22 protein-coding genes are annotated in these 23,250 nt (G+C 63.8%); 14 read left to right on the forward strand and 8 right to left on the reverse strand.

Annotation, left to right across the window (positions count from 1 at the left end; all coding sequences use genetic code 11):
- Positions 1–75: 75 nt before the first annotated feature.
- Positions 76–1,503 (forward strand): sulfatase, encoded by a 1,428-nt coding sequence (locus HAHE_RS02955; RefSeq protein WP_338688490.1) that lies wholly within the window; start codon positions 76–78, stop codon positions 1,501–1,503.
- 300 nt (positions 1,504–1,803) lie between these two features.
- Here the strand turns inward: HAHE_RS02955 and HAHE_RS02960 are convergent, their stop codons facing one another.
- Complete coding sequence (locus HAHE_RS02960; RefSeq protein ID WP_338688492.1) at positions 1,804–2,367, reverse strand: DUF1802 family protein; 564 nt, start codon at positions 2,365–2,367, stop codon at positions 1,804–1,806.
- 91 nt (positions 2,368–2,458) lie between these two features.
- Here HAHE_RS02960 and metX point away from each other — a divergent pair, with 91 nt between their 5' ends.
- From metX to HAHE_RS02975, 3 genes are all read left to right on the forward strand, one after another.
- Entirely contained in the window at positions 2,459–3,604 is a 1,146-nt protein-coding gene (gene metX, locus HAHE_RS02965) for a homoserine O-acetyltransferase MetX (protein ID WP_338688494.1), read from the forward strand.
- Positions 3,605–3,757: 153 nt separating this feature from the next.
- Complete coding sequence (locus tag HAHE_RS02970; RefSeq protein WP_338688497.1) at positions 3,758–4,885, forward strand: hypothetical protein; 1,128 nt, start codon at positions 3,758–3,760, stop codon at positions 4,883–4,885.
- 9 nt (positions 4,886–4,894) lie between these two features.
- A complete protein-coding gene (locus HAHE_RS02975; protein WP_338688499.1) occupies positions 4,895–5,611 on the forward strand; it encodes a ZIP family metal transporter in 717 nt (238 codons plus the stop codon).
- Here HAHE_RS02975 and HAHE_RS02980 read toward each other — a convergent pair.
- Together HAHE_RS02980 and rlmB are read right to left on the reverse strand one after the other, a co-directional pair.
- A complete protein-coding gene (locus tag HAHE_RS02980; protein WP_338688500.1) occupies positions 5,598–6,404 on the reverse strand; it encodes a hypothetical protein in 807 nt (268 codons plus the stop codon). The genes HAHE_RS02975 and HAHE_RS02980 overlap by 14 nt on opposite strands.
- Complete coding sequence (gene rlmB / locus HAHE_RS02985; RefSeq protein ID WP_338688501.1) at positions 6,401–6,979, reverse strand: 23S rRNA (guanosine(2251)-2'-O)-methyltransferase RlmB; 579 nt, start codon at positions 6,977–6,979, stop codon at positions 6,401–6,403. Before rlmB ends, HAHE_RS02980 begins: the two co-directional genes overlap by 4 nt.
- Positions 6,980–7,051: 72 nt before the next feature.
- Here rlmB and HAHE_RS02990 point away from each other — a divergent pair, with 72 nt between their 5' ends.
- Both HAHE_RS02990 and HAHE_RS02995 read left to right on the forward strand, forming a co-directional pair.
- Positions 7,052–7,750, forward strand: a complete 699-nt coding sequence (locus tag HAHE_RS02990; RefSeq protein WP_338688503.1) for a TIGR02206 family membrane protein — start codon at positions 7,052–7,054, stop codon at positions 7,748–7,750.
- A 64-nt stretch (positions 7,751–7,814) separates the two neighbouring features.
- The gene (locus tag HAHE_RS02995; protein ID WP_338688504.1) at positions 7,815–9,044 is read left to right on the forward strand and encodes a 4-hydroxy-3-methylbut-2-enyl diphosphate reductase; all 1,230 of its coding nucleotides are present in this window, start codon (positions 7,815–7,817) and stop codon (positions 9,042–9,044) included.
- A gap of 13 nt (positions 9,045–9,057) precedes the next feature.
- Here the strand turns inward: HAHE_RS02995 and HAHE_RS03000 are convergent, their stop codons facing one another.
- Entirely contained in the window at positions 9,058–10,746 is a 1,689-nt protein-coding gene (locus tag HAHE_RS03000) for a hypothetical protein (RefSeq protein WP_338688505.1), read from the reverse strand.
- 84 nt (positions 10,747–10,830) lie between these two features.
- Between HAHE_RS03000 and proC the strand changes: the two genes are divergently transcribed.
- The 5 genes from proC (at position 10,831) to HAHE_RS03025 (ending at position 14,884) form a co-directional block, all read left to right on the forward strand.
- Entirely contained in the window at positions 10,831–11,631 is an 801-nt protein-coding gene (gene proC, locus HAHE_RS03005) for a pyrroline-5-carboxylate reductase (RefSeq protein ID WP_338688507.1), read from the forward strand.
- 43 nt (positions 11,632–11,674) lie between these two features.
- Positions 11,675–12,601, forward strand: coding sequence for a tetratricopeptide repeat protein (locus tag HAHE_RS03010; RefSeq protein WP_338688508.1), 927 nt, complete (start codon positions 11,675–11,677; stop codon positions 12,599–12,601).
- A gap of 28 nt (positions 12,602–12,629) precedes the next feature.
- Positions 12,630–13,136: an LPS assembly lipoprotein LptE gene (gene lptE, locus HAHE_RS03015; RefSeq protein WP_338688510.1), complete on the forward strand. Its 507-nt coding sequence runs from the start codon at positions 12,630–12,632 to the stop codon at positions 13,134–13,136.
- Positions 13,137–13,191: 55 nt separating this feature from the next.
- On the forward strand, positions 13,192–13,869 hold the full coding sequence (rsmI, locus tag HAHE_RS03020; protein ID WP_338688512.1) for a 16S rRNA (cytidine(1402)-2'-O)-methyltransferase: 678 nt from the start codon (positions 13,192–13,194) through the stop codon (positions 13,867–13,869).
- Positions 13,870–13,960: 91 nt separating this feature from the next.
- Positions 13,961–14,884 (forward strand): sugar phosphate isomerase/epimerase, encoded by a 924-nt coding sequence (locus HAHE_RS03025; protein ID WP_338688514.1) that lies wholly within the window; start codon positions 13,961–13,963, stop codon positions 14,882–14,884.
- A 63-nt stretch (positions 14,885–14,947) separates the two neighbouring features.
- Here the strand turns inward: HAHE_RS03025 and HAHE_RS03030 are convergent, their stop codons facing one another.
- Positions 14,948–15,688, reverse strand: a complete 741-nt coding sequence (locus HAHE_RS03030; protein ID WP_338688516.1) for an SDR family oxidoreductase — start codon at positions 15,686–15,688, stop codon at positions 14,948–14,950.
- A 63-nt stretch (positions 15,689–15,751) separates the two neighbouring features.
- Complete coding sequence (locus tag HAHE_RS03035; protein WP_338688518.1) at positions 15,752–16,342, reverse strand: TetR/AcrR family transcriptional regulator; 591 nt, start codon at positions 16,340–16,342, stop codon at positions 15,752–15,754.
- 137 nt (positions 16,343–16,479) lie between these two features.
- On the opposite strand from HAHE_RS03035, the gene HAHE_RS03040 reads away from it, so the two are divergent.
- Both HAHE_RS03040 and HAHE_RS03045 read left to right on the forward strand, forming a co-directional pair.
- Positions 16,480–16,749: a MoaD/ThiS family protein gene (locus HAHE_RS03040; protein WP_338688519.1), complete on the forward strand. Its 270-nt coding sequence runs from the start codon at positions 16,480–16,482 to the stop codon at positions 16,747–16,749.
- A gap of 12 nt (positions 16,750–16,761) precedes the next feature.
- Positions 16,762–17,865, forward strand: a complete 1,104-nt coding sequence (locus tag HAHE_RS03045) for a hypothetical protein (RefSeq protein ID WP_338688521.1) — start codon at positions 16,762–16,764, stop codon at positions 17,863–17,865.
- A 194-nt stretch (positions 17,866–18,059) separates the two neighbouring features.
- Here HAHE_RS03045 and HAHE_RS03050 read toward each other — a convergent pair whose 3' ends face one another.
- Positions 18,060–18,410 (reverse strand): hypothetical protein, encoded by a 351-nt coding sequence (locus HAHE_RS03050; RefSeq protein ID WP_338688524.1) that lies wholly within the window; start codon positions 18,408–18,410, stop codon positions 18,060–18,062.
- Positions 18,411–18,674: 264 nt separating this feature from the next.
- Between HAHE_RS03050 and HAHE_RS03055 the strand changes: the two genes are divergently transcribed.
- A complete protein-coding gene (locus tag HAHE_RS03055; RefSeq protein WP_338688526.1) occupies positions 18,675–21,431 on the forward strand; it encodes a DUF6288 domain-containing protein in 2,757 nt (918 codons plus the stop codon).
- An 11-nt stretch (positions 21,432–21,442) separates the two neighbouring features.
- On the opposite strand, the gene HAHE_RS03060 is transcribed toward HAHE_RS03055, so the two are convergent.
- On the reverse strand, positions 21,443–23,008 hold the full coding sequence (locus tag HAHE_RS03060; RefSeq protein WP_338688529.1) for a hypothetical protein: 1,566 nt from the start codon (positions 23,006–23,008) through the stop codon (positions 21,443–21,445).
- Between the last annotated feature and the right edge of the window lie 242 nt (positions 23,009–23,250).

Here is a 23,250-nt window from a genome sequence, read left to right on the forward strand (position 1 = left end):
CTTTCCTCGGAAACCGAGCTTTTTCGTGCGATCTGCGTCCGATCCGACGTAGGAGGGGGCCTTCCGACCGTGCCCATGAGAACCCTGCTGATCTTGCCCCTGCTATTCAGTCTCCCCGCACTCGCCCGACCCGCACTGGAGAAGCCGAATGTGATCATGATCTTCCTCGATGACTGCGGCTACGGCGACTTCTCACACACCGGCAATCCGACGATCCACACGCCCAACGTCTCGCGGATGGTCGCGGAAGGCGCCAACTTCCCGCAGTTCTACGCCGCCTCGCCCGCGTGCTCGGCCTCGCGCTATGCACTGCTGACCGGCCGCAACCCGGCCCGCTCCGGACTCGGCACCTGGGTCCTCGGACCGGGGTCGAAGAAGCACATTCACCCGAAGGAGGTCACGCTCGCTGAAGGACTCAAGAACCGCGGCTACGCCACCGGCTTCTTCGGCAAGTGGCACTTGGGAAATCCGAACAAGGGCAACAAGCTGACCCCGGATTCGTTTCCCCTCGCCCACGGCTTCGACGTCTGGGAAGGCACCAATGTCTCGAACGACTACGACCCGGGCGCGAATCTGATCCGATCGAATCCCGAGGGGAACGATCCGGTCCGCGGATACGAAATCATCGAGAAGGACATCTGCTCGAAGCAACCGCTTCACGAGAACCTGACCCGACGCTACCGCGACCGCGCCGTGGACTTCATCAAGAGCCACAAGGACGAACCGTTCTTCCTCTACGTCGCTCCGAACATGCCGCATCTCCCGGTGTTCGCTTCTGACGAGTTCAAGGGCACTTCGAAGCGCGGACTTTATGGCGACTGCATCGAGGAGATCGACGCGATGACGGGAGCCATCCTCGGGACCCTCGAGAGCGAAGGCATCGCGGAGAACACCCTGGTGATCCTCAGCTCGGACAACGGCCCATGGATTCGTTTCCAGGATACGGCGAAGCATCCGAAATACGACGAAGCCCGGATTCTGGTCGGATCCGCCCTCCCCTTCCGCGACGGCAAGGGCTCGACATGGGAAGGCGGGGTCCGCGAGGTGGGCGTCTGGTACTGGCCCGGCACCATTCCCCCGGCGACGGTCGTAAAGTCGCCTGCCTCGACCATGGACATCCTGCCCACCGCCTTCGCGCTCGCCGGCGAGCCGCTGCCGGAAGGCCGCACGCTCGACGGACGCGACCTCCGGCCGTTCCTGAATCCGGTGACGTTTCCGGGCGAAGTCGCCAATTTCTCGTTCGTCTACACCGGTGCCGGCGACAACCGCATCTACGGTGCCCGCAAAGGTCCGTGGAAGCTGCACACCAAGCTCTATTCGCAAACGGGCGACAACTACGGCTTCACCGCATCGGAGGAAACACCGCTGCTGTTCGACGTCGAGGTCGACCCCTCCGAGCGCATCGACCGCGCCAAGGAACAGCCCGAGGTAGTCTCGGAACTGAAGAGCGTGCTTGATGCCTTCCAAAAGTCCCTCGAATCCGAGGGCACGTTTTGGGATTGAGAACTGCGATCATGTGACCGTGCCGAACCACCCTGGCGCGGGCCGAGGGACAGTCCCGAAGGGACGTCGGCATTTAGCCACGGGGTTCACCCCGTGGTTTCCGTACGATCGGGGAATTTCAGCCCCGCGAGGGGCGTTGGCGGGGAGGTCATTGCTGGCGACACCGAACTTCGCCTGCGCTCCTCTGGAGCTTGAATGACTTTCAAACCCATACCACGGGGTGAACCCCGTGGCTAAATGCCGACGCCCCTCCGGGGCTCCGACCGGCCGAAAGCGCGTCTCGACAAGGAGTGGAAGATCTCACCCAATCACCTCGTGCAGCTTGGCATCGAGGGTCGCGAAGGCGTCGTCGCCCATGGTGAAGCCGCAGTTCGCATCCCAGCCGTCGGGAGGTTCGGGAATGTCGATCCAGCTACGGCATCCGCCGTATTTCTTCTCGTAGGGAAACACCCACGGCTCGGCAAGCTGCCGCACCCTCACCAGCGCCACATGGATGCTCCCGGTCGCCATCCCCTTGCCTTCCCAATCGAAACGCTGGCGGACGGTCTCCTCGGTCCAGATGTGGAACGGCTCGAGGGCGGCGACCTGCCCCCAGTCGGTCAGCGTCCTCGCCCACAACGCGTCGCAGTGGTGGGTGACCGCGATCTCCTCGCCGACCTCCCACTCCGGTTTGGGATCGACCGCCCCTTCGCGCACGAACTGGTCCTGGTTGTGGAAGCGGGTCGGGAAAAGAAAGAACGACTCGGCCCCGAAGGAGAAGCCCTCCCGGCCCTCGTGGATGCCGCCCTTCCGCAGGATGATCGATTGCCGGCCGCTGGCCAGCGCGTCGCAAATGACCTGCCATTCCTTGAATCCCTTCGCCATGCGGCGAGTCTGGAACGGACCCCGGTGCAAGTCAAAGCCCGCGCTTTCGACACTTGGCACGGCGGGTCCGACACCCTAGACAGCCCTCCCCGTGGCCGACGTTTCCACCCAGTTCCTCACCTTTCGCGATGACGCGCCGTTCCGGCTGCGTTCCGGAGGCGAGTTGCCGGAGGTCACGATCGCCTACGAGACCTGGGGTGAGCTCAACGAGGACCGGTCGAACGCGATCCTGCTCTTCCACGCCCTCTCCGGCAGCCACCACGCCTGCGGCCGCAACCCGGAGATCCCGGGGGTCGGCGACCTCTGGCAACCGGAGATGCACAACGGCTGGTGGGAAGACCTGATCGGACCCGGCAAAGCACTCGACACCGACCGCTACTTCATCATCTGCGCGAACTATCTCGGAGGCTGCTACGGATCGACCGGGCCCGCGTCCGATGACCCCCGGACGGGCAAACCTTACGGCGGTTCTTTCCCGCAGGTCACCGCGGCCGACCAAGTCGATTTCCAAGCCCGCCTGCTCGACTCGCTGGGCATCGGAACGCTGCACGCCACCGTCGGCCCGTCGGTCGGTGGACTCGTCGCGCTCAGCTTCGCCACCTTGCTTCCGGATCGGGTGCAACGGGTGATCTCGATCGCATCCGGCTACAAGACGACCGTTCTCAACCGCCTGATTCTCTTCGAGCAGATCCTCGCGATCGAGAACGACCCGTTCTTCAACGGTGGAAACTACTACGACAACGGTCGCCCGGACTACGGCCTCGCGCTGGCCCGGATGATCTCGCACAAGACCTTCGTCCACATCGATGCCTTCGAGCGACGGGCACGGCGCGATGTCATCCCGGAAAAGGAGATGCTCGCGTGGTACAAGGTGCGCGACCAGTTCCAGAGCTACATGCTCGCCCAGGGAAAGAAGTTCGTGAAGCGTTTCGACGCCAACACCTACCTTCGAATCATCGATCTCTGGTCGCACTTCAACCCGACCGGCGAAGCTTCCTCCGACACCTCGGCCAAGCCGCTCGAACGTTGCGCGGCGGCCGACCAGAAGTGGCTGGTGTTCTCGATCGACTCGGACTTCTGCTTCTATCCCGAGGAGCAGGCGGAGCTTGTCACGCATCTGCGCGAGGCCGGAGTCGACCCGATGCACATCACGGTGCACTCGGACAAGGGACACGATTCGTTTCTCCTCGAGCCGCACCTCTACACGCCCCACATCCAGTGGATCCTGGCGCAGTGAGGTGATGTGCTTTGGAATATGGACCGCGAGCTTCAGCTCGCCCCGTTGGCCCGGTGGCTTGAATTCCGGGGCGAGCCGAAGCTCGCGGTCCACAGCCAGGGTCCATCCCGAACCTGTTCGACAGGCACGGGTCGACCGCATTAGGCTCCCATCGTGGTCTTTCGATCCATCCTCCTCGCTCTGCTGATCCTCCCGGCAAGCGCATCCAAACATCGCGGGCTCTGGTTCTGGGCGGCAAGCAGCAGCCCCTACGGCTCGGCCAACATTGTCGGCAACAACACCCTCGAAAACCAGACGATCGCCTTCTTCAACGCCCGCTCGATCAAGCGGGTCTACGGCAGCTACGGAGTCCGTCCCGTTTCGGAGGCAGCCACGATCGCGGCGTGGAACGCCAAGCTTCAGGCCGAAGGCATCCAGTCGCAGTTCCTGATGTCGGAGAACACGTGGATCTTCCCCGCCAACCACGCCAGCTTCCTCGACAAGGTCCAGCAGCGGGTTATCGATTTCAACAACGCCCCGGGGCGGCTGGCGGCGGAGAAATTCGACGCGCTCCATCTCGACATCGAGCCGCAGGCGCTTCCCGAGTGGGGCTCGCTGACCGACTCGCAGCAACGCGACTATCTCTTCCTCCTCCGCGACACCTACGCCGCCGTTCGCCAGCTCTTCGTTGATGCCGGCATGCCGACCTTTCCGATCTACGCGGATCTTCCGGTATGGTTCGACACCTACCCCGGCGGCTCGATCGGCTGGACCGATGCCGCCGAGCGCGACCAGTGGTTCGACGACATCTCGGCCGAGCTCACCGGCATTTCCCTGATGCCCTTCGACCGCGATACCTTTTCCAACATCGACAGCGGCGTGACATGGGAACTGGCCAACGTGCCGAATGTCCGGGTCGGCATCGAGTCGGATGTCCCCGGAACCTGGCCCGACGTTCCCGCGTTCCATGACATGATGGAGCAGCTCGAAATCGCCTACGGACCCGCCGACGCCGTGGACATCCAGAGCTACCGCGGATGGCGGGAGGTGCTGGCGGCCCAACCGATCATCGCAATCGCCGCCGACCTTCAGCCCTACTCTCCGCAGTTCGGCGACATCGTCTTCGACGGCGACACCGGCTGGAACTACGTGATCCACTTTACTTCGAATCTCTGCGAATGGCGCGAGGTTGCCCGCATGCGCGCGACAGCCCCCGGTCCGATGACCTGCCCGGTCGAGTTCACGGGTAGCCGCGGCTTCTGGAAAGTTTCCCGTTTCCAGGATCTCCCCAATCCGGAGTAGACTGCGGCCGTGGACGGGCAACTCGCGATCATCCTCCTCACCCTGCTGGCGGGAGCAACCATTCCGCTGGGCGGCCTGCTGGCCTCGTTCGAGTCGATCCAGCCGCGCTGGATGAAGGACGAGCTCCGTCACTTCATCATCGCCTTCGGCGGCGGCGCCCTGCTTGCGGCAGTGGCGCTTGTGCTCGTCCCGGAAGGCATCAAAGCCGTGCCGGTCTGGCAGGTGGCCCTGTGGATGGTGACCGGCAGTCTCGCATTCATGGGGCTCGACCTACGGCTGGCAAAGAACGGCAGCCCCGCCGCCCAGCTCACGGCGATGCTCGCCGACTTCGTTCCCGAGGCGCTCGCCCTCGGTGCTGCCGCCGCGGGTGGCGGCAGTGCCGGACTCGTCCTCGCCTTGCTGATCGCACTGCAGAACCTTCCCGAGGGATTCAACTCCTTCCGTGAAGTCCGGCATGCGGGGAACTCGACACGCCACGTGCTGCTCATCTTCTGCATGCTCACCCTGCTCGGCCCGATCTGCGGGCTCACCGGCTACCATCTGCTCGCAGGGCACGACGCGCTGATCGGGGCGATCATGCTCTTCGCCTCCGGGGGCATCCTCTACCTCGTGTTCCAAGACATCGCACCGCAGGCCAAGCTCGCCCGCCACTGGACGCCCCCGCTCGGCGCCGTCGCCGGCTTCCTCCTCGGCCTGATCGGCGAGCTTCTCCTCAATCCGGGCTGAAGCGCCACACCCCGGTCACCTCGCCGAGTTGTCGCGGAGGCCCCGCCACCACCCGGCCGCAGCGCAGCCATCCGTCGTGCCACTCGACCCACCAAGCCGGGTGTGGGTTCACGAAGGCGCCGGTGTTGATCACCACCGGGCCATCCCCTCGCCAGATGCCGGGCCAGTGGAAATGCCCGACCACGATCAACTCGGCCTGAGGGAAATAGCGCCTTGCGAACTCCGCGCTCACCGAACCGTGACGGAACCAGATCGCGAGGATTTCCCATGCCCGGCGCGGCGGACTGATGGCATCGATGACCCGCCGAAACAACGACCGGCCTTTTGGCACCGATGCCGCCTTGAGCGTTCGGGCCACTTCCCGTGCCAGCCGCAGACGCTCGCCCGCGTCGTCTTCCGCCCCCCGGTGTTCTTCCCACAGCCGCCGAACTTCGGCCCCGCGGCTGAATGCCTCGCGGCTCCATGGGGAGCCCGACCAAAGCACCGCGTCGCCGTGCGTGACCACCACCTTGCCGCCCGCGATTTCCAACCAACCCGCCCCCGGCCAGCCGGGGTCGTGATTTCCGGAAAGGAAAACCGGCTCGGCCCCGAGCTCGGCGCAGAGGTCCTTGAGATCCGCCAGCAAGCGCTCCGACTTCGGCCGGAAAGCGGACGCCAGCTCCTGCCAGGTGTCGCCATTGAAAACGACCGTGCCCGCGCCCGCAATCAACGGCCGTAGCTCCTCCGCGTCGCGGATGGTTGATGCCGCATGCCCGAGATGCAGATCCGACAGGATGCGGACCGGCTCTTTCATCCGGCGTGACGCTGCCGCACCGCCTCATAGAGACACACGCCGGCAGAGACCGAAACGTTAAGACACTCGACCTTCCCGGCCATCGGCAGGCTGGCGAGAAAGTCGCAGTTCTCCTCAGTGAGCCGGCGCATCCCCTTCTCTTCGGCACCCAGTACCAGCGCCAGCGGACCTTTGAGATCGAGTTCGTAGAGCGATTTCTCCGCCCGGTCGGAGGTCCCGACGAACCAAAGCCCCGCCTCCTTCAGCCGTTCCATGGTCCGCGCGAGATTCGTCACCTGAACGAAGGGCACATGGTCGGCAGCCCCGACCGACACCCGGCGGACGGTCTCCGTGATCCCGACCTGCTTGTCCTTCGGCGCGACCACGGCATCGACTCCGGCGCCGTCGGCCGTCCGCAGGATCGCACCGAGATTGTGGGGGTCCTGCACGCAATCGAGCACCAGCAGGAAAGGCGCGTCCTTCTCCGCGACGATCCGCATGAGGTCCTCCTCGTGCATCGAGGGCACGGCGATTTCGGTCGCCGGCCGGACGTGGCGGTTCTCGCGGGCTTCCTTTCCGTGACGGCGGGGTTTCACGGCGGCAGCATGGAAACTCGCCCGCCCCATCCGCAAGCTTTCCCGATGCGGTCATCCGCTCTACGCTTTCGCATGCCTGAGCCGCCGTTCGCTCCCTTCACCTCCCAGCATGGCATGACCGTCATGATCGGGGCTGCTGCGATGGCCGTTTTCGTGATCCTGGGCCGACGAGGCGGGCAGTGTGAGAGAATCACCCGCACCGTTCTCGCCTTCCTCAACCTGACGGCGGTCGGCTTCGGCAGCTGGGCATGGTCCCACGTGCAGCGCGAAACCGACATAGACAATGTCGTGCCGCTCCATCTCTGCGACCTCGCCGCCATCCTCGCCGGCTTCGCCCTGATCACGCGGAACCGGACCCTCGCGATGCTCACCTACTTCTGGGGCCTCGCGGGAACGGTCCAAGGTGTCGCCACACCGGCGATCGACATCGGTTGGCCGCACCCTGCGTTCCTGTCGTTCTTCATCCACCACTTCGCGGTGATCACGGCGGCCTTCTACCTCCCGCTGGTGCTTGGCTGGCGGATTGAAATCCCGTGGTGGAAAAGCCCGCTCAAGGCATTCGGCTGGTTGAATCTCTATGTCGTGGTGGCGGTGGCGGTGAACGCCATGCTGGATACTAATTTCGGCTTTCTCGCCCGCAAGCCCATCAATCCGAGCCTTCTCGACCACCTCGGTCCGCACCCGATGTACATTTTCTGGCTGGAACTGATCGCGATGCTCCTTTTCCTGCTCCTCGCCCTGCCGGTGCGGGACCGGAAGACCGCCCTTTAGCCCGTAGGCACGGGTGCCACGCATTGGCACTTGGAAGTTCGGACATCGATCCTACCCTTTCCGCATGCCGCAATCCGCCGGGAAAGAGAAACGCAAGCGCGTGAACGTCCGCCGTCCGGACGTGATGGAAAAGGTCACCGCCGAGGTCGAGGCCCACTACCGGTCATCGATCGTCGAGAAGATCAAGAACCACGGCGGCGAGCTGACCATCGGCAGCACCACAGTGCGCCTCGCCCAGTCGTTCGGCTTCTGCTACGGCGTCGAGCGCGCGATCGACCTCGCCTACGCCGCCCGCCGCGTGTTCCCCGAGCAGAACATCTTCCTGATTGGCGAGATCATCCACAATCCCGAGGTCAACAAGCAGCTCAGCGAGATGGGCATCGTCTCGCTGCCGTGGCAGGAACTTTCCGACGACTACGACCGCCTCGAGGCGGAGGACGTGGTGATCGTGCCCGCCTTCGGCGCCCCGACGAATTTCATGGAGAAGATCGCCGACAAGGGCTGCTACGTGGTCGACACCACCTGCGGCGACGTGATGAAGGTCTGGCGCCGCGTCCGGACCTACGTCAACGAGGGCATGACCTCGATCATCCACGGCAAGGCCGGCCATGAGGAGACGCAGGCGACCGCCTCGCGCGCACTCGGCGAGGACGGCAGCGGGCACTACGTGGTGGTGCTCACTCTCGATGACACCGACTTCCTCTGCCGCTACATCCGCGAAGGTGGCGATCGTGACGCCTTCTTCGACCGCTTCAAAGGCGCGCTGTCGCCCGGATTTGATCCCGATCAGCACCTCAAGCGCGTCGGGGTGGCCAACCAGACCACCATGCTCAAGAGCGAGACCGAAGAGATCCAACGTCGGGTGCGCCAGGCAGTCATCGACCGCGACACGGAGGAGACGAACTTCAAGTTTTTCGACACCATCTGCGGCGCCACCCAGGAGCGCCAGGACGCGCTTTTCGAGATGCTTCGCAAGCCGATGGACCTGCTTCTGGTCGTCGGTGGCTACAACAGCTCGAACACAAGCCACCTCGTCGAAATCGCGGAGCAGCAGCTGCCGACCTTCTTCATCCGCAACTCGAAGTGCCTCGATTCGCTCGAGCAGTTGGTCCACTACGACCTCCACGAGAAGAAGGAGGTCGCGAGCAGCTACCCGGAAGCCCTGCTCGGCGACGGGCCGGCGGTCGTCGGCATCACCGCGGGAGCATCGTGCCCCAACAACCTGATCGAGGACGCGATCATTCGGGTGTTCGGGATGCGGGGGATCTCCGAAGACGAAGTGCGCGCCGCCTGAAAGGCGGCCCGCTTCACTCCTTCAGCATCGCCTCGATACGGGCGGCCACCTCGGCGGCCTCGTCCTTCATCCCCTGTTTCGCGAAGAGGGCCTTGAGGCGGTTCAGCAACTCCCAGTCGTTCGGATACTCGTCGAGCCCGGTCAGCAGCGACTCGATCGCTTTGTTCGGCTCATCACGATCTTCATAGTACTCCGCCAGCCGGTATTCCATCGGCAAGAGAACGGAGGGCGGCATCATCAGGCTGGAGCGCACCTGCCGGTCGGCGGCCGCGCTGTACCAGTTGAAGGCACTGCCGCGGTCCTTATCCGGCCCCGCCATCGCCGTCAGGCCCCGGAGTTCGCTCGCCATCACCTCGAACGCCTTGAAGGCCCGCAGCCAGTGCGAGCGTTCCCCGTTGGCAGCGGCGATCTCACGTGTCCGGACGAAGTTCTCCCCGATTCCCGTGATGTTGGTGGTGACCTCCCGCGCGGTATCCAGCTCACCGTTTTCAAGTGCCAGACGCCCTGCGACGGCGGACGAGTGGACCTGATAGGACCAGAGGGCGAGCGACTTCTTCCCGTATCCCTTGACGCTGTCCAAGCTCGGCAGCACGCCTGCCGCGCGCTTCATGTCACCCGGCTTGCCGCGCTTCATGAGGATCCGCACGGGCAGGGTCTTTCCCTCCCACATCAGCATCCGGGCGCCGGACATGTGGGCAAGTTCGAGCGGCACCGGGATCGCGGCGATCCCATCCGCCACCGCCAAGGCCGTCTCGTACTCGCCCTTCGAAGCCAAGGCTACCGCACGGTAGCTCTCAGCCTTGGTCCAAAGCGCGCAGTCAACCGCCTTGAGTCCGGTCGCCTTCATCCACGCGGCATACAGATCGGCCGCCCGACCGAATGCCTGGGCAGCGCGGCTGTGGTTGCCACAACGCCACTCGTAGTGGCCGAGCAGATGGAAATACGGCGCATATTCGGAGTCTCCCTCGCACAGCTTGCGCGCCATCGGCAGGTCGTCTTCCAGCGAAGCCGCCTCGGCCTTCATCGCAAGGTAGGCATACTTCAGATAGGAGGCATCGGGATGCTTCTCGGTTTGCTCGAATACATCCTTCTCCGCGCGGAGTTCGTCCGGCGTGGGGTCCCCGAGCGCGTCGTAACCGCCACGACCGAGCAATGATTTGAACAGCACGATCTGGGGGTCACCGGGGAACTCCTCGGCCGCCGCGGAAAACGCGTTCGCCGCTTCCTGGGTGCCCTTGGTCAGCAGGTTGACCAGACCGAAGACGTAGCGCTTCTCGAGTTCGGTCCCAACCCCCTTGTCGACCAGCGCGAGCATGCGGGTCATCGCGGCGTCGAGTTCCTCCTGCAGTCCGTCGCTTCCGTGCAGCAGCGACATTCCGATACCCCAGTGCGCCATCAGGCAGTCGGAGTCACCGTTCACCGCCATGCAGAAATGCCGGTAGGCTTCGAAGTCCCAACCGGTCTGGAGGCAGTGCATGCCGTAGCGCACCGATTGCTCGACCTCCTTCGAACTCGCCGTGATCGCCATCTTCACACCGGCATCGGTGATCGCGGGCGGCTTCGGTGGCGGCAGGGTCGCGACCTTTTCCGAAATCACCTCGGTCGCCTTGGGAACTTCCGGAAGGACGTCTTCCGGAGCCAAGTCCGGCTCCTGTCCGAAACACGGCATCGCAGCGGCGAGCAGCAGAATCCATCCACGCATGGCGGCGACGATGCGAGCCCGCGGGGACCGCACCAAGCAAAATGAACGCTGGCCGGACCCGGACGGACCGTTAGCATCGCGAACATGAAACTCGGTGTCATCGGTTGCGGGAAAATGGGATCGGCATTGGTCGGCGGAGCGATCCGCGCCAAGGCGGTGTCGGCGGGCGACGTGCTCGGTTACGACCCGTTCCCGGCCTCCGCCGAGGCGTTCACCGAGACCACCGGTGCTTCGACCGTGGCGGAGATCGGCGGTTTGTCGGGCTGCGACACCTTCCTGCTCTGCACCAAGCCCCATCAGGCCGAAGCCGCACTACGGCAACTGGCCGATGGAGGAGCCTCGGGCGCCCTGCTCATCTCAGTCGCTGCGGGCCTTTCGATCGACTGGCTCCAGTCCCACAGTCCCGCGGGATTCCGCGTGGTCCGCTGCATGCCGAACACCCCGGCTCTCGTTGGCGAGGGCGCAGCCGCCTTTGCACTGGGCACCGAAGCCAGCTCCGACGACGCATCCGCCGCCCGTAGCCTGCTCGGCTCGGTCGGCATTGCCCATGAAGTTCCTGAAAGCCTGCTCGACGCGGTGACCGGGCTCTCCGGGAGCGGACCAGCCTTCGCCTTTCTCATGATCGAGGCGCTTGCCGATGGAGGCGTCCGCTGCGGCCTGCCACGCGCCCAAGCTCTCGAACTCGCCGCCCAAACGCTGCGCGGCGCCGCCACGATGGTGCTTGAGACCGGCGACCATCCCGCGGTGCTCAAGGACCGTGTGGCCTCGCCAGGAGGCACAACCATCGCCGGCCTCGCAGCCATGGAAGCGGGCGGAGTGCGGGATGCACTGATCGAGGCCGTGACGATGGCGGCGCAACGCTCCGCCGAGCTGGGAAAGGCCTGATTTTCGCTTCCCGCCCCTCCCCGGCACCGCTTAGCGTTCCGCCATGCGCCAAATCCTCCTCGTCCTCCCCGCCGCCGCCCTGCTGTCTGCCTGCGGCGGCGACTCCGAGCTCCCCCCGATGGTGGGCGCCGGCGCCGCCGACAACCCGCGCGCCGAGGCGCTTTTCCAAGAGGCAAAGGCGGCCGACGACGCCGGCAAGTCCGGCAAGGCGATCAAGATCTACGACGAAATCGCCGACGAGATCCCCTACGCCGACCGCGCCCCCGAAGCACGCTTCCGTCAGGCCCAGCTTCTCGAGCAGGAAGGTGAAACCCTCGACGCCTTCGAAGCCTATCAGGACCTCCTGACCAAGCGTCAGGGCAGCGGCTTCTACAAGCAGGCCTTCGACCGTCAGTCGTCGATGGCCTTCGCCGCCGCCGACGGCCAGATCCGCAACAGCTTCCTCGGACTGAAGTCGAAACTCTCGGTCAACAAGATGACCGAGATGCTCTCGCAGGTCGCCGGCAACGCTCCGCGCTCGCCCGTGGCCGCCAAGGCCGGCTACCGGATCGGCGAGATCTACGCCAGCGATGGCGAAACCGCCAAAGCCGTCCGGGCCTATCAGGCGGTGGTCGAAAACTACCCCACCTCCCCCGAAGCTCCGGAAGCCCAGTTCCGGATCGGCGAGATCCTTTTGGAAGAGGCGCGCGACGGCAATCAGGACCAAGCCAACCTCGCCCGCGCCAAGGAGGCCTTCGAGGACTACCTCAGCCAGTTCCCGGGCCACAAGCGCGCCGGCGAGGCCCGCCAGAAGATCTCGAACATCGGCGGCCGCGACCTGCAGAACACCTACGAAATCGGCCAGTTCTACGAGAAGAAGGGCGATATCGGATCGGCCAAATACTACTATCAGGAAGTCGTCCGGAAAACGAAGTCGGGCGAGCTTCACGACAAGGCCCAAGCCCGTTTGAGCGCCCTCGGCGGCAACTGATCCACCGGCCTCCCACTCCCCGTTTCCCATGATCCGCCTGCTCGCCCTGCTCCTCCCGATCGCTTTCGTTTCCTGCGCCGGTTACCAGCTCGACGGCGCCAAGCCCGCCGTGCTCCAGGACGTCCGCTCGATCGCGGTGCCGATGTTCAAGAACGACACGCTCCACCCGCGTGCGGAAGCGATCGCCACTTCCTCGGTGGCCGATGCGCTCGTCGAAGACGGCACCTATCGCATCGCCTCCCGCGCCGATGCCGACGCCGTCCTCGAGGGCACGGTGCACCTGATCGACTACGTCCAGATCCGTTCCGCCCGGCTCGACACGCTCCGCCCCGAGGAACTGCAGAACACCGTGACCCTGAACTGGACGCTCCGCGACGCGGCGGACCCGAACAAGGTCCTCGCCACCGGCACGTCGAGCGGCACCTCGCGGTTCTTCGTCGACTCGAACCTGCAGACCTCGCGAAACAACGCCCTTCCCGACGCCCTCCAGCGTGCCAGCGAAGCGCTTGTCTCGCGCATCGCCAACGGCTTCTGAAGGAGCGCCGGTTATGAAACCGGCATCCACGAAGCCGGCATCAACACCGCCCCCGATGCCTGAAGGCCGCGTCCTCCTCGTCCCCACTCCGATCGGGAACCTCGGTGACATCACCCGTCGCGCCGTGGAAGCGCTGGAGAAAGCCGACCGCATCGCCTGCGAGGACACACGGCACACGTCGAAGCTCCTCTCCCACCTCGACATTTCGGGCAAGACGCTCGTCTCGCTTCACGAGCACAACGAAGTACGGCGGATCCCCGAATTGATCGCCGCCGCACAGTCCGGCGAAATCATCGCCGCCGTCTCCGATGCCGGCATGCCAGGGGTTTCCGACCCCGGCTACCGCCTCGTCCAGGCCTGCCTCGAAGCTGATGTTCATTTCGAAGTGCTGCCCGGTCCGTCGGCGGTTCTGACCGCCCTCGTCGGCTCCGGCCTACCGGTCCATGCCTTCCATTTTCACGGCTTCCTGCCGGTCAAGAAGGGCAAGCGCTTGAAGATGATGCAAGCCGCTACCGAAGCCGATGGCACGACGTTGTTCTTCGAGTCTCCCCACCGCTTGCTCTCGACCCTCGAACTGCTCGCCGAGAATCTCCCCGACGCCCGATGCTGCGTCGCCCGCGAGCTCACCAAGAAATTCGAAACCTTCCACCGCGGCACCGCACCCGAACTCCTCGAACACTTCCGTGCCCACCCGCCGAAAGGAGAGATCGTCTTCCTGATCGCCGGTGCCTGAAGATCAGAATCACAACAACGCGGCGTCGCCACGGAGTTCGATGGGAACTTGGCACTTCTCACTTGGAACTTCGGAGGCCTAGCCTCCGCCAGTGCTCGCCTTCTCGACATGCTGGAACAACTCCCGTCACCACGACGGCGAGGCGATGATCGACGAGATCGTCGAGTTCGGCATTTCCCACATCGAGCTGTCCCATGGCATGACGATCGCCAAGCTTCCGGGGATACGGAAGGCTTTCGAGGGCGGCCGGTTCACCTGCGTCGGCGTTCACAACTACTTCCCGTCGCCGGTCGAGGTGATGATCGACGCGCCCGACGCCTACGAGTTCACATCGCACCGCGCCGGCGACCGCGAGCGGGCGATGGACATGACGCTCCGGACGCTCGAGATCGCCGCCGAATTCAAGGCGCAGTATGTCGTGCTGCACATGGGATCGGTTCCGCTGAATCCCAGAAAGTGGACCAAGCGGCTCACCGCGATGGTCTCCGACGGGCTACGCGACACATCCGAGTTCGCTGCCGAGCGGATCGCCTTCGTGAAAAAACGGGAAAAGGTCGCGCCCCTGTACTACCGCCGGGCGATCGAGACGCTCGAAACGCTTGCCGACAAAGCGGCGGAGTTCGGAGTGAAGCTGGCGGTCGAGTCGCGGTCGCGTTTCGAGGACATGCCGACCGAGCGCGAGATGGAACAGCTTCAGGAACACTTCAAGGATCACCCGAACGTCGGCTACTGGCACGACTTCGGCCACGTGCAGCTCAAGCACAACCTCGGACTGCTCGATCACCCGGAGTGGCTCAAACGGATGTCGCCCTACCTGATCGGCGCCCACGTGCACGACGTTCAGTGGCCGGCCCGCGACCACCGCGTACCCTTCACCGGCGAGCTCGACTACAAGTCGCTGCTCGGCTTCTTCCCCGAAGGTGCTCCGCTGACATGGGAACTCTCGCCGACACGGAAGTCCGAGGAAATCCGCGAGGCGCTGGCGGTCTGGAAGCATCTGTTCCCGGATCGCTGAGGCGCCGCAGAACGCCGGGACCACTTCGGCATCGAGCGTCCCCGGCGCTTGGATCGGACGGGTTCAGCCAACCGACATCTCCGCTTCGATCACGTTCTCGGCGAAACTCGCATAGGCTGCACCGACCTGCTTCGCCATCGAATCCGGATAGGCATGGAACGCGCCGCTTTCGAGGGCTTCGAGGATCGCCTCAGGGACCAGCTCGGCGGGTTCGGCGATCTCGCTCAGTCCGGCCGCGTCTCCCATGTCGGTAGCGATCGGTCCGGGGTGAACGCTGATCACTTGCGTGTTCTGCGCGGCGAGCAGGTCCTTCAGTGATTGGGTCACCGAATAGGCGGCCGCCTTCGACGCCGAGTAGGTGCCAAAATCCGGGAAGTTCTTGAACGAAGCCACCGAATTGAGCTGCACGAAGGCACCGCCACCATTGGCGGCAAGCACCGGCGCGAAAGCCTGGGCCACCCTCATGAGTCCATAGACATTGACGTCGATCTCGAAAGCAAAGGCTTCGAAAGCCCCGCTCTCGAGAACCTTCGCGGTCTTCAGCACACCGCCGTTGTTCACGACGATATCGACATCCGAAGCAACCCGGGCCGCCTGCTCGATGGAAGCCGCATCCGAAAGGTCCAATGCGACAGGTTGCACACGCTCGCCGAATTCATCGACGAGCGATTGTGCCGATCCGACGTCCCGCACTGCGGCATAGACTTTCGCTGCTCCGCGCTTGAGGAACACTTCGGCAATCGCCTTGCCGATTCCACGGTTCGCTCCAGTAATCAGGACGCTCTTGTTCTCAATGGTATTCATGGTCTGGTTGTTGTTCGTTGGTGTAGTTTTGACCGTTCGGTCTAGGTTCAGGCAAAAAAGAGATCAGAGGTTCGCGAGCAGGTTGTTCATCGCAGTACAGGCACGGTCGACGGTTTCGGGTGAGCCTTTAACACGTCCCACGAGCGCCAACCCTTGGGTGAGGCAAACCAACATCGATGCCGTGTCCCGGATGTCGGTTTCGGGAGACAGCTCCCCGGCCTCACGCGCCTGTTCAAGAGCCTCGGCGAAGACCGCTTCAATCTGCTGCAACTTCTGGTCGAACACTGCGGACACCTGCTCGTCGCCGTCGTCGAAGTCGGCGATGCAGGTCCCGATCAGGCAACCCCGGCTGCCCGGCTCGGAATGCTGGACTCTCAGTTGCTCGATGAAACTCCTCAGGTTCCTGATGGGCGAGCCCTCCGCCAGCAGCAGACTCCGGATCCGCTCGGTGTTGATCTGGGTATACTTCTCAAGGGCTTGGAGGAAGAGCGACCGCTTGTTTCCGAAGGTGTCGTAGAGGCTCTTCTTACCGATGCCCATCGCGGCGGTGAGCTCGCTGAGGGAAGCCGCCTCATACCCGCGCTCACCGAAAACACGCATCGCCTCGACCAATGCCCGGTCGGGATCGAACTGCTTGAGCGGGCCGGGCTTCATCTGGGCGCAGGTTAGCAACCTAGACCGATCGGTCAATAAAGAGTTTTGAGGCGCCCGACGCACGACCGATCACGCCCGGTCATCACCTTCGCACGCGCCTTGACCTGGAATGCGGCACGCGCTGTGGTAGGTGACAGATGGCTTCGATCAGCATGTCGCCGCACCTCCAGACCCATGTGGGCATCACGCCGGGCGAAGTCCGAGGAGACACGGTTCGCGAGGCTCTGGAATCGCTTTTCACCGAACACCCGAGGCTCCGCAGCTACCTGCTGGATGATCGCGGTGCCGTGCGGAAGCATGTCGCCGTATTCGTCAATGGCGAGTCGGTGAAGGACCGCGCGACCCTTTCGGATCCGCTGCCGCCCGACGGCGAGATCTTCCTCATGCAGGCATTGTCGGGCGGCTGAACCCCACTCACCATGAGCGACCGCATCGACATCGGCACCCGCAAGGGCCTTTTCTCCTACGAACGCCGTAGCTCGGGATGGGAGCCCGTCGGTGCGTCCTTCCTCGGCATCCAGGTCCCGATGCTCTTCCACCACCAAGGTGTGATCCTTGCCTCGGTCGAGCACGGGCACTTCGGAACCAAGTTTCACCGCTCCGCCGACGGCGGCTCATCGTGGGAAGAACTCGACGCTCCGGCTTACCCGGAGAAACCCGACGACGTTCCCGACATTCTCGATCCTTGGCGCAACACCCCGGTCCCGTGGTCGCTGGAGAAAGTCTGGTGCCTCGAGTCGGCAGGCAGGACCGGTGAGCTTTGGTGCGGCACCCTGCCGGGAGGCCTTTTCAGATCCTCCGACCAGGGCGAAAGCTGGAGCCTGGTCCGCAGCCTGTGGGATCGACCCGAACGCGCGAAATGGGCGGGCGGGGGCTACGACTGGCCGGGCATCCACTCGATCTGCGTCCACCCCGACGACCCGATGAAAGTCGCTGTCGCGATCTCGTGCGGGGGCGTCTGGCGCACGGAAGACGGTGGCGAGTCGTGGGCCCAGGGAGCCCACGGCATGCGCTTTGATTTCGTCCCCGAAGACCAGGGCGGTGCGGACCCCGAAGCCCAGGACCCGCATCGGATGGTGCAGTGTCCCTCGGCTCCCGACCGGCTCTGGGTCCAGCACCACTGTGGCATCTACCGCTCCGACGACGGAGCCCGCTCGTGGCACGAAATCCGGGACGTGAAGCCGTCCGGCTTCGGCTTCGCGGTGGCGGTCCATCCGGAGGCCCCGGACACCGCTTGGTTCGTGCCCGCCAAGAAGGACGAATTCCGGCACCCGGTTGACGCCCGCTTCGTCGTCACGCGCACCCGGGACGGTGGCCGCACCTTCGAAACGCTTGAACGGGGGCTTCCGGAGACGCCCGCCTACGACATCGTCTTCCGTCATGCACTGGACGTCGACCGTACAGGACACCGGCTCGCCATGGGGTCGACCACCGGCTCGCTTTGGGTATCGGAGGATCAGGGAGATTCCTGGCAGCATCTCAGCGCCCATCTCCCGCCAATCTACTGCGTGAGATTTGCCTGAGCGTGAGGCAGCCTTCCCCGTCGGGTGGGCGTCATGGTGACACGGATAACCCCGACACAGGCAGCCGTACTCGCCCTCTCGCTTTTCGTTCCCGAACCCTCAAACCTCTTCTGATCGGCCATCCTCCGGCGGCCCTCCACCGGGCTGGAGTACGAACAGTGAGGCCAGCTTGGCCTTCGACGACGGCGTTGCCCTCACTCGCGAGCGGCCGCCCGGACGTAGTCGATCAGCGCGGTCTCGTCGGCCGGCTTGAGTCCGGCATTCCATGACATGCCGCGCATCGTCGGGTGCCAACTGGGTTCCCCCGTCTCTACCGCGATCCGTGGTTCGTGGCAGCGGGTGCAATTGACCATGAAAACCGAATGACCCCGGCGAAGATGCTCCAGCGAGTGACCGGAGCGCGAGGCCATCTCCTGAGTCGGGGGCGGGACATCCGAGCGGGTCTTCAGCACCCGCATCGGATCGTCGGGCATCGCGTCGTGCTCGTCGGACGCACATCCCGCAAGCAGCAGGATGCCAAGAAGTATTCCGATTGGTTTGATCATGTCACTCGATGCCGACCTCACCGGCAGGCTCCAGCGTGGGAAAGACCGCAGGGTGGTGACAAGAACGCATCACCGATGCCTCACTCCCCTGCGGATAGCCACCCAATACCGGCAGCCCCTTCCCGTTTCGACTTCAAAGCTCCTTTTCCTTCCCATGCCGACCGCGATCGGTAGTATCCGCCAAAGGGAGGATGAGTCGTGCAATTGCGGCATTTCCCTCCGATTTGCGAACCCGGGAATCCACACCCACCAAGAGTCTCACCCATGAAGATGACAGGAAATCGATCCTTCTCCGCAATTGCCGCCGCTGGCGCCGCCTCTGTCGCGCTTTCAATCGCCCCGACCTCATGGGCGCAGGACTTCATGGCGAAGGACGATGGCTACTACACGCCCGAAACCACTCCGCTCTTCAATCCCTACCCAAAAGTCACCGACAAGAAGCCGTGGCTGGTGCGGAACTTCGGACCGGTGGGTATCGGCATCAATCTGGTCCGCCCGGGGATGACGATGCAGATCCACAACGTCGAACCGGGTTCGCCGGCCGAGAAAACCGGCAAGCTTGAGAAGGGTCAGATCATCGAAAGCATAAACGGCCGCGTGCTCGAGAAGATCGACCCGCGGGTGATCCTCGGCGACCTCATCACCGAGGCCGAGGCCAAGGACGGCAAGGTCGTCCTCAAGATCAAGGATGTCGGTGATGTCACCGTGAACATTCCGGTGACGGGACCCTACAGCGAAACGTGGCCGATGGACTGTCCGAAGTCGGACAAGGTCGTCCGCCAACTTGCCGAGGTCCTCGCCAAGGAAGAGAAGCCGCAATGGGGCTCCGTCCTGTTCCTGCTCTCCACCGGTGATGAGGGAGACCTCGAGGTGGTCAAGGGCTGGATGAAGGACATCGAGACCATCGGCGGCATGAATTGGGAGAAGGGCTACAAAGGCCCGGGGCTTTGCGAATACTACCTCCGCACCGGCGACCAGAGCGTGCTGCCGGTGATCAAGCAGATGACCGAGGAACTCCGGGTCAACATGTACAGTGGCGGCTGGAGCGGTCGCGGCGCACCGGCGGCATTCACCTACTCGGTCGGCACCGGGCAGGTGCATGCGTCCGGCGTGAACTGCATGACCTTCCTGCTGATGGCCAAACTCTGCGGCGTCGAAGTGGACGAATACATGTTCAACGAGGCCTTCACCCAGTTCTACCGCTTCGCCGGACACGGCAACGTCGCCTACGGCAACACGCTCCCGGAAGGCGGCTTCCGCGACAACGGCAAGACCAGCGGACTGGCAATCGGCCTGACCGCCGCGGCGATGGTCGACCCGAAAGGCGAGGACTCGGTCTACGCCAAGGCGCGCGACAACTCGGCGATGAAGGCTTTCTATGCCACCAACTGGTTCCACGCCGCCCACACCGGTGGCGGCATGGGTGAGATCTGGCACCACGCGGCGATCAGCAAGATGCGCGAGAAGCGCCCGACGCCCTACCGCTCGTTCCTCGACACCCGTCGCTGGGTGATGGATCTCTCCCGCCGCTTCGACGGCAGCATCGGAATCGCGGGCATGGACGACCGCTACGACCGCTCCGCTACCGAGTCACAAGGCGGCCGGGCATGGGGCACATACTTCGCGCTCACCTACACCTATCCGCGCAAGCACCTGCAACTCTTCGGCGCACCGCGCAGCAAGTGGGCCAAGACCTTCGAGCTCCCCCGCCCTTGGGGCAACGAGGCGGACGACACGTTCCACTCGATCGAACCGATCCCCGGTGGAACGCTGACGACCGAGGACCTCGAGAACGAAAAGGTCGAGACAGATGCCTCGCTCGCCGTGCTCAACAAGCTGAGCGATCCCAACCTCACGGATGAAACCCTGATCCGCTACATCCAGCATCCCGAGTATGATTTGCGCAGTATCGCGATGGACCAGGTCGTGAAACGCGGCAAGACCGAGATGGTGGTGCCGCTTCTCAAGTCGGACGACCCCCGCCTGCGCCAGGCCGGCCTTCTGGCACTCACCGGCATGTTCAAGGGACGACCGCTCCCGCCGGATCAGGTGACACCGGAAATGTACGATCTGGCGGGAAGGATGATCGAGAACCCCGACGAGTCGTGGTGGGTTGCGCTCCACGCGATCGATGCCTTGGCGCGGGCCAAGCCCGAAGTCATCGCCAAACACCGCGACCGCCTGATCGAGTTCCTCGACTACGACTCCTCCTGGCTACAGACAGCCGCCGTGTGTACCTTGGCGAAAATCGCTACCGCTCCCGAGCACTACAAGGCCGTGCTTCCGGTGATCATCAAGAAAGCTGCCGCCCTTCGGGTGGACTCCGCGTCCTACCGCAGCCTGAAGGCGATCGCCGATGCCGTGCAGGCCGCCAGCCCGGAGGTGAAGGAGTTCGCCTCACCCCTGCTGAAGGAAACCTACCGGGATTTCCCGGACGTTCTCACCGAACCCAACACGGGTGCGGTGATGAACCGCGGCGCCCAAACCGTCCGATCGCGGATCGGCACGATCCTCCAGCAGGTCCCCGACGGCATGGAATTCGTCCGGCGCTTGCCGAAAACCACGGTCGCCTCCCACATCAGCGGCAAACCGTCCGACATGTATGCCTACGACGGCAACTTCAGCAAGAACCCGGACATCGTCGGCACATGGGCATGGGCGGTTTGGCCCCAGCCGTCGAAGCCCTCGGAAGTCGACGATCGCATCAAGGCCTACCTGAAAGGAAGGAAAGGCAAGGATCCCACCAAGGTCGACAACCCGAAGGACATCCTGCAGCTCGCCGACGGAGGCAAGGTCGGAAGGTCGAAGTTCTTCAGCGGTTACTTCTGGTCCGGCGACATGCTGATCGGCGTGAACGAAGACCAGGCCCTGAAGATGGAGGTGCGAACCGTCGACGGCGTCGATTTCCTTGTCGTCGAAAAAGGCGGCTTCAACGCCATTCCGAAGACCGAGGAGGAAGCGACCGCCGGTGTCCCGGCTGATTGGCACTGCGGCTACCACGTCTACGTCAGACAGAAGTAGGGTGCCGCACCTCACGGAGCCGAGAGCTCGGACCCGATGCTGCGGATCCGGTAGAAACCTCTCGGCCCCGGCGCCTGAAGCGTGAGAAACCGGTCCCAGAGGTGGCCGGTCGCCGGGGTGAATCCGTCCAGAGCACTGCTCGTTTCGAGCACGTATGGCGGCTCGCCTCCCGACCAACGAAGCGAGAAATCGGTTCCGGCGCGGTCGATACCGTCGATGAAGACCGGTCCGATATCGTGGGAGAACACCTGCCCGAAGCGGACGTTCTGAAGCGAGTTGATGAAGTATCCGAACCGCCCGGATGTGTGGGTGGTGTCGGCAACGGTCCATGTCTGAATGACCGTCTCCCCTTCCCAGACACGGATCGTGAACGCACCCGGCGTGAAGCTCAACGAGAAATCGTAATCCACGCCGTCGGCCCACGGGATGTTGTTCTGCTCGAGGACGGTGGTGTTGGCCGCGATATCCGAAGCCCAGAAGTCCCGTCCCGACGGATCGGCCCCATCAACATGAAATGCGGTGAGGCGCATGCCGGAAGTGGCGGCGCCGAAGCTGAGATAGCTGTCCGTCGTCTTTTTCCAATCGAACAGGTAATAGTGGCCCCGGTCCTGATAGCCGAAAACGAAGCCCATGAAATCCGGCGCGCTTCCCGAGCCGAATTGACCCCAAACGACCTTGTAGGCGACGTCGATGTCGCTGAGCAGAATGGAGGCGTCCGCATTCGTCGACTGGTCGGCACGGGTGCCTCCGAGATCGAAGGTCCAGTTCGCGTCCGGTTGGGCGCCCAACTCGTACTGGATGACTTCCCAGTCACTCAGCACTTCCGCCTCCGGCTTGAAGAAAGCCGGGATGGAAGCCTTCTGGCGGAGATATTCCTCCACCTCCGTTCGTTCCGATTCACTGAGAGTGCGGTCGTAGACGATGAGTTCGACCAGGTCCCCGACATGGCGATAAAGCCCGGAAGACCAATTGCCGATCACGCAGCCCGTAACATTCGCGGAGTAGGGTCCGCTCGCGTTGCTACGGACGACCGCGGAACCATTGAGATAGAGATCGTGGCTGTTCGGCCCGTCCTCTCCGAAGATCTGCGAGGAAACGAACCACGTGTCCCCCGGCATCGCTCCGTTGACACTCTGGTTCTCCAGAGCTCCGTCATAGTGATACGCCCGGTTGCCGGTGTCGCGTGAGAGCGCCATCTGGCTTCCGCTGCCACCATCGGTGCCGAGCGTGTAAACGTAGTCGTTGTTTCCGTTCTCAAGCGTGCAGCGGAACAACGCGAAGATCGAAGCGGAGCTAAGCGGTGTGGCACCCAGCGAACCCGTGAGTTGAGTCGAGCCATCGAAATACAGCGACGGAAGCGAGTTCACCTGATTTGGAAGCAACTCGGGGCCGTCGATCGGCGGCGTCATCGTAAATCCCCCTACCTGATCAGTCCACTCGAGCACCTCGGTGCCATCGGTCGTGACACCGGCATCGGCGACGAACCAGGCATGGATGTCGCTATCGAGCGGCGGAAGGGCTGCGGCGGTGCCGCCGATGACAAGAATAGCAAACAGGGGGATGAAGGTTGGCTTCATTGGCTCAAAGGTTCTCGGGAGCTTACGAACGATCGGGCGAGCCCGGTTGACAGGAAAAGAACTCCCGAGTGACGATGGTGACGAGAACCGTACCTACCAAATCCCGCCACAGGATCAAGGTCGCCCTCCACCACGCCGTCCCCCCTACCCAGCCAACGGAAGTCCACGGACGTTGCCGGCCACTCGACCCGGTGATAGCCTTCCGCCGTGAACACCGACATTGCATCCGGTACGGGCTCTGG

Origin of the sequence: Haloferula helveola, assembly GCF_037076345.1 — a bacterium.
GTDB lineage: Bacteria > Verrucomicrobiota > Verrucomicrobiia > Verrucomicrobiales > Akkermansiaceae > Haloferula > Haloferula helveola.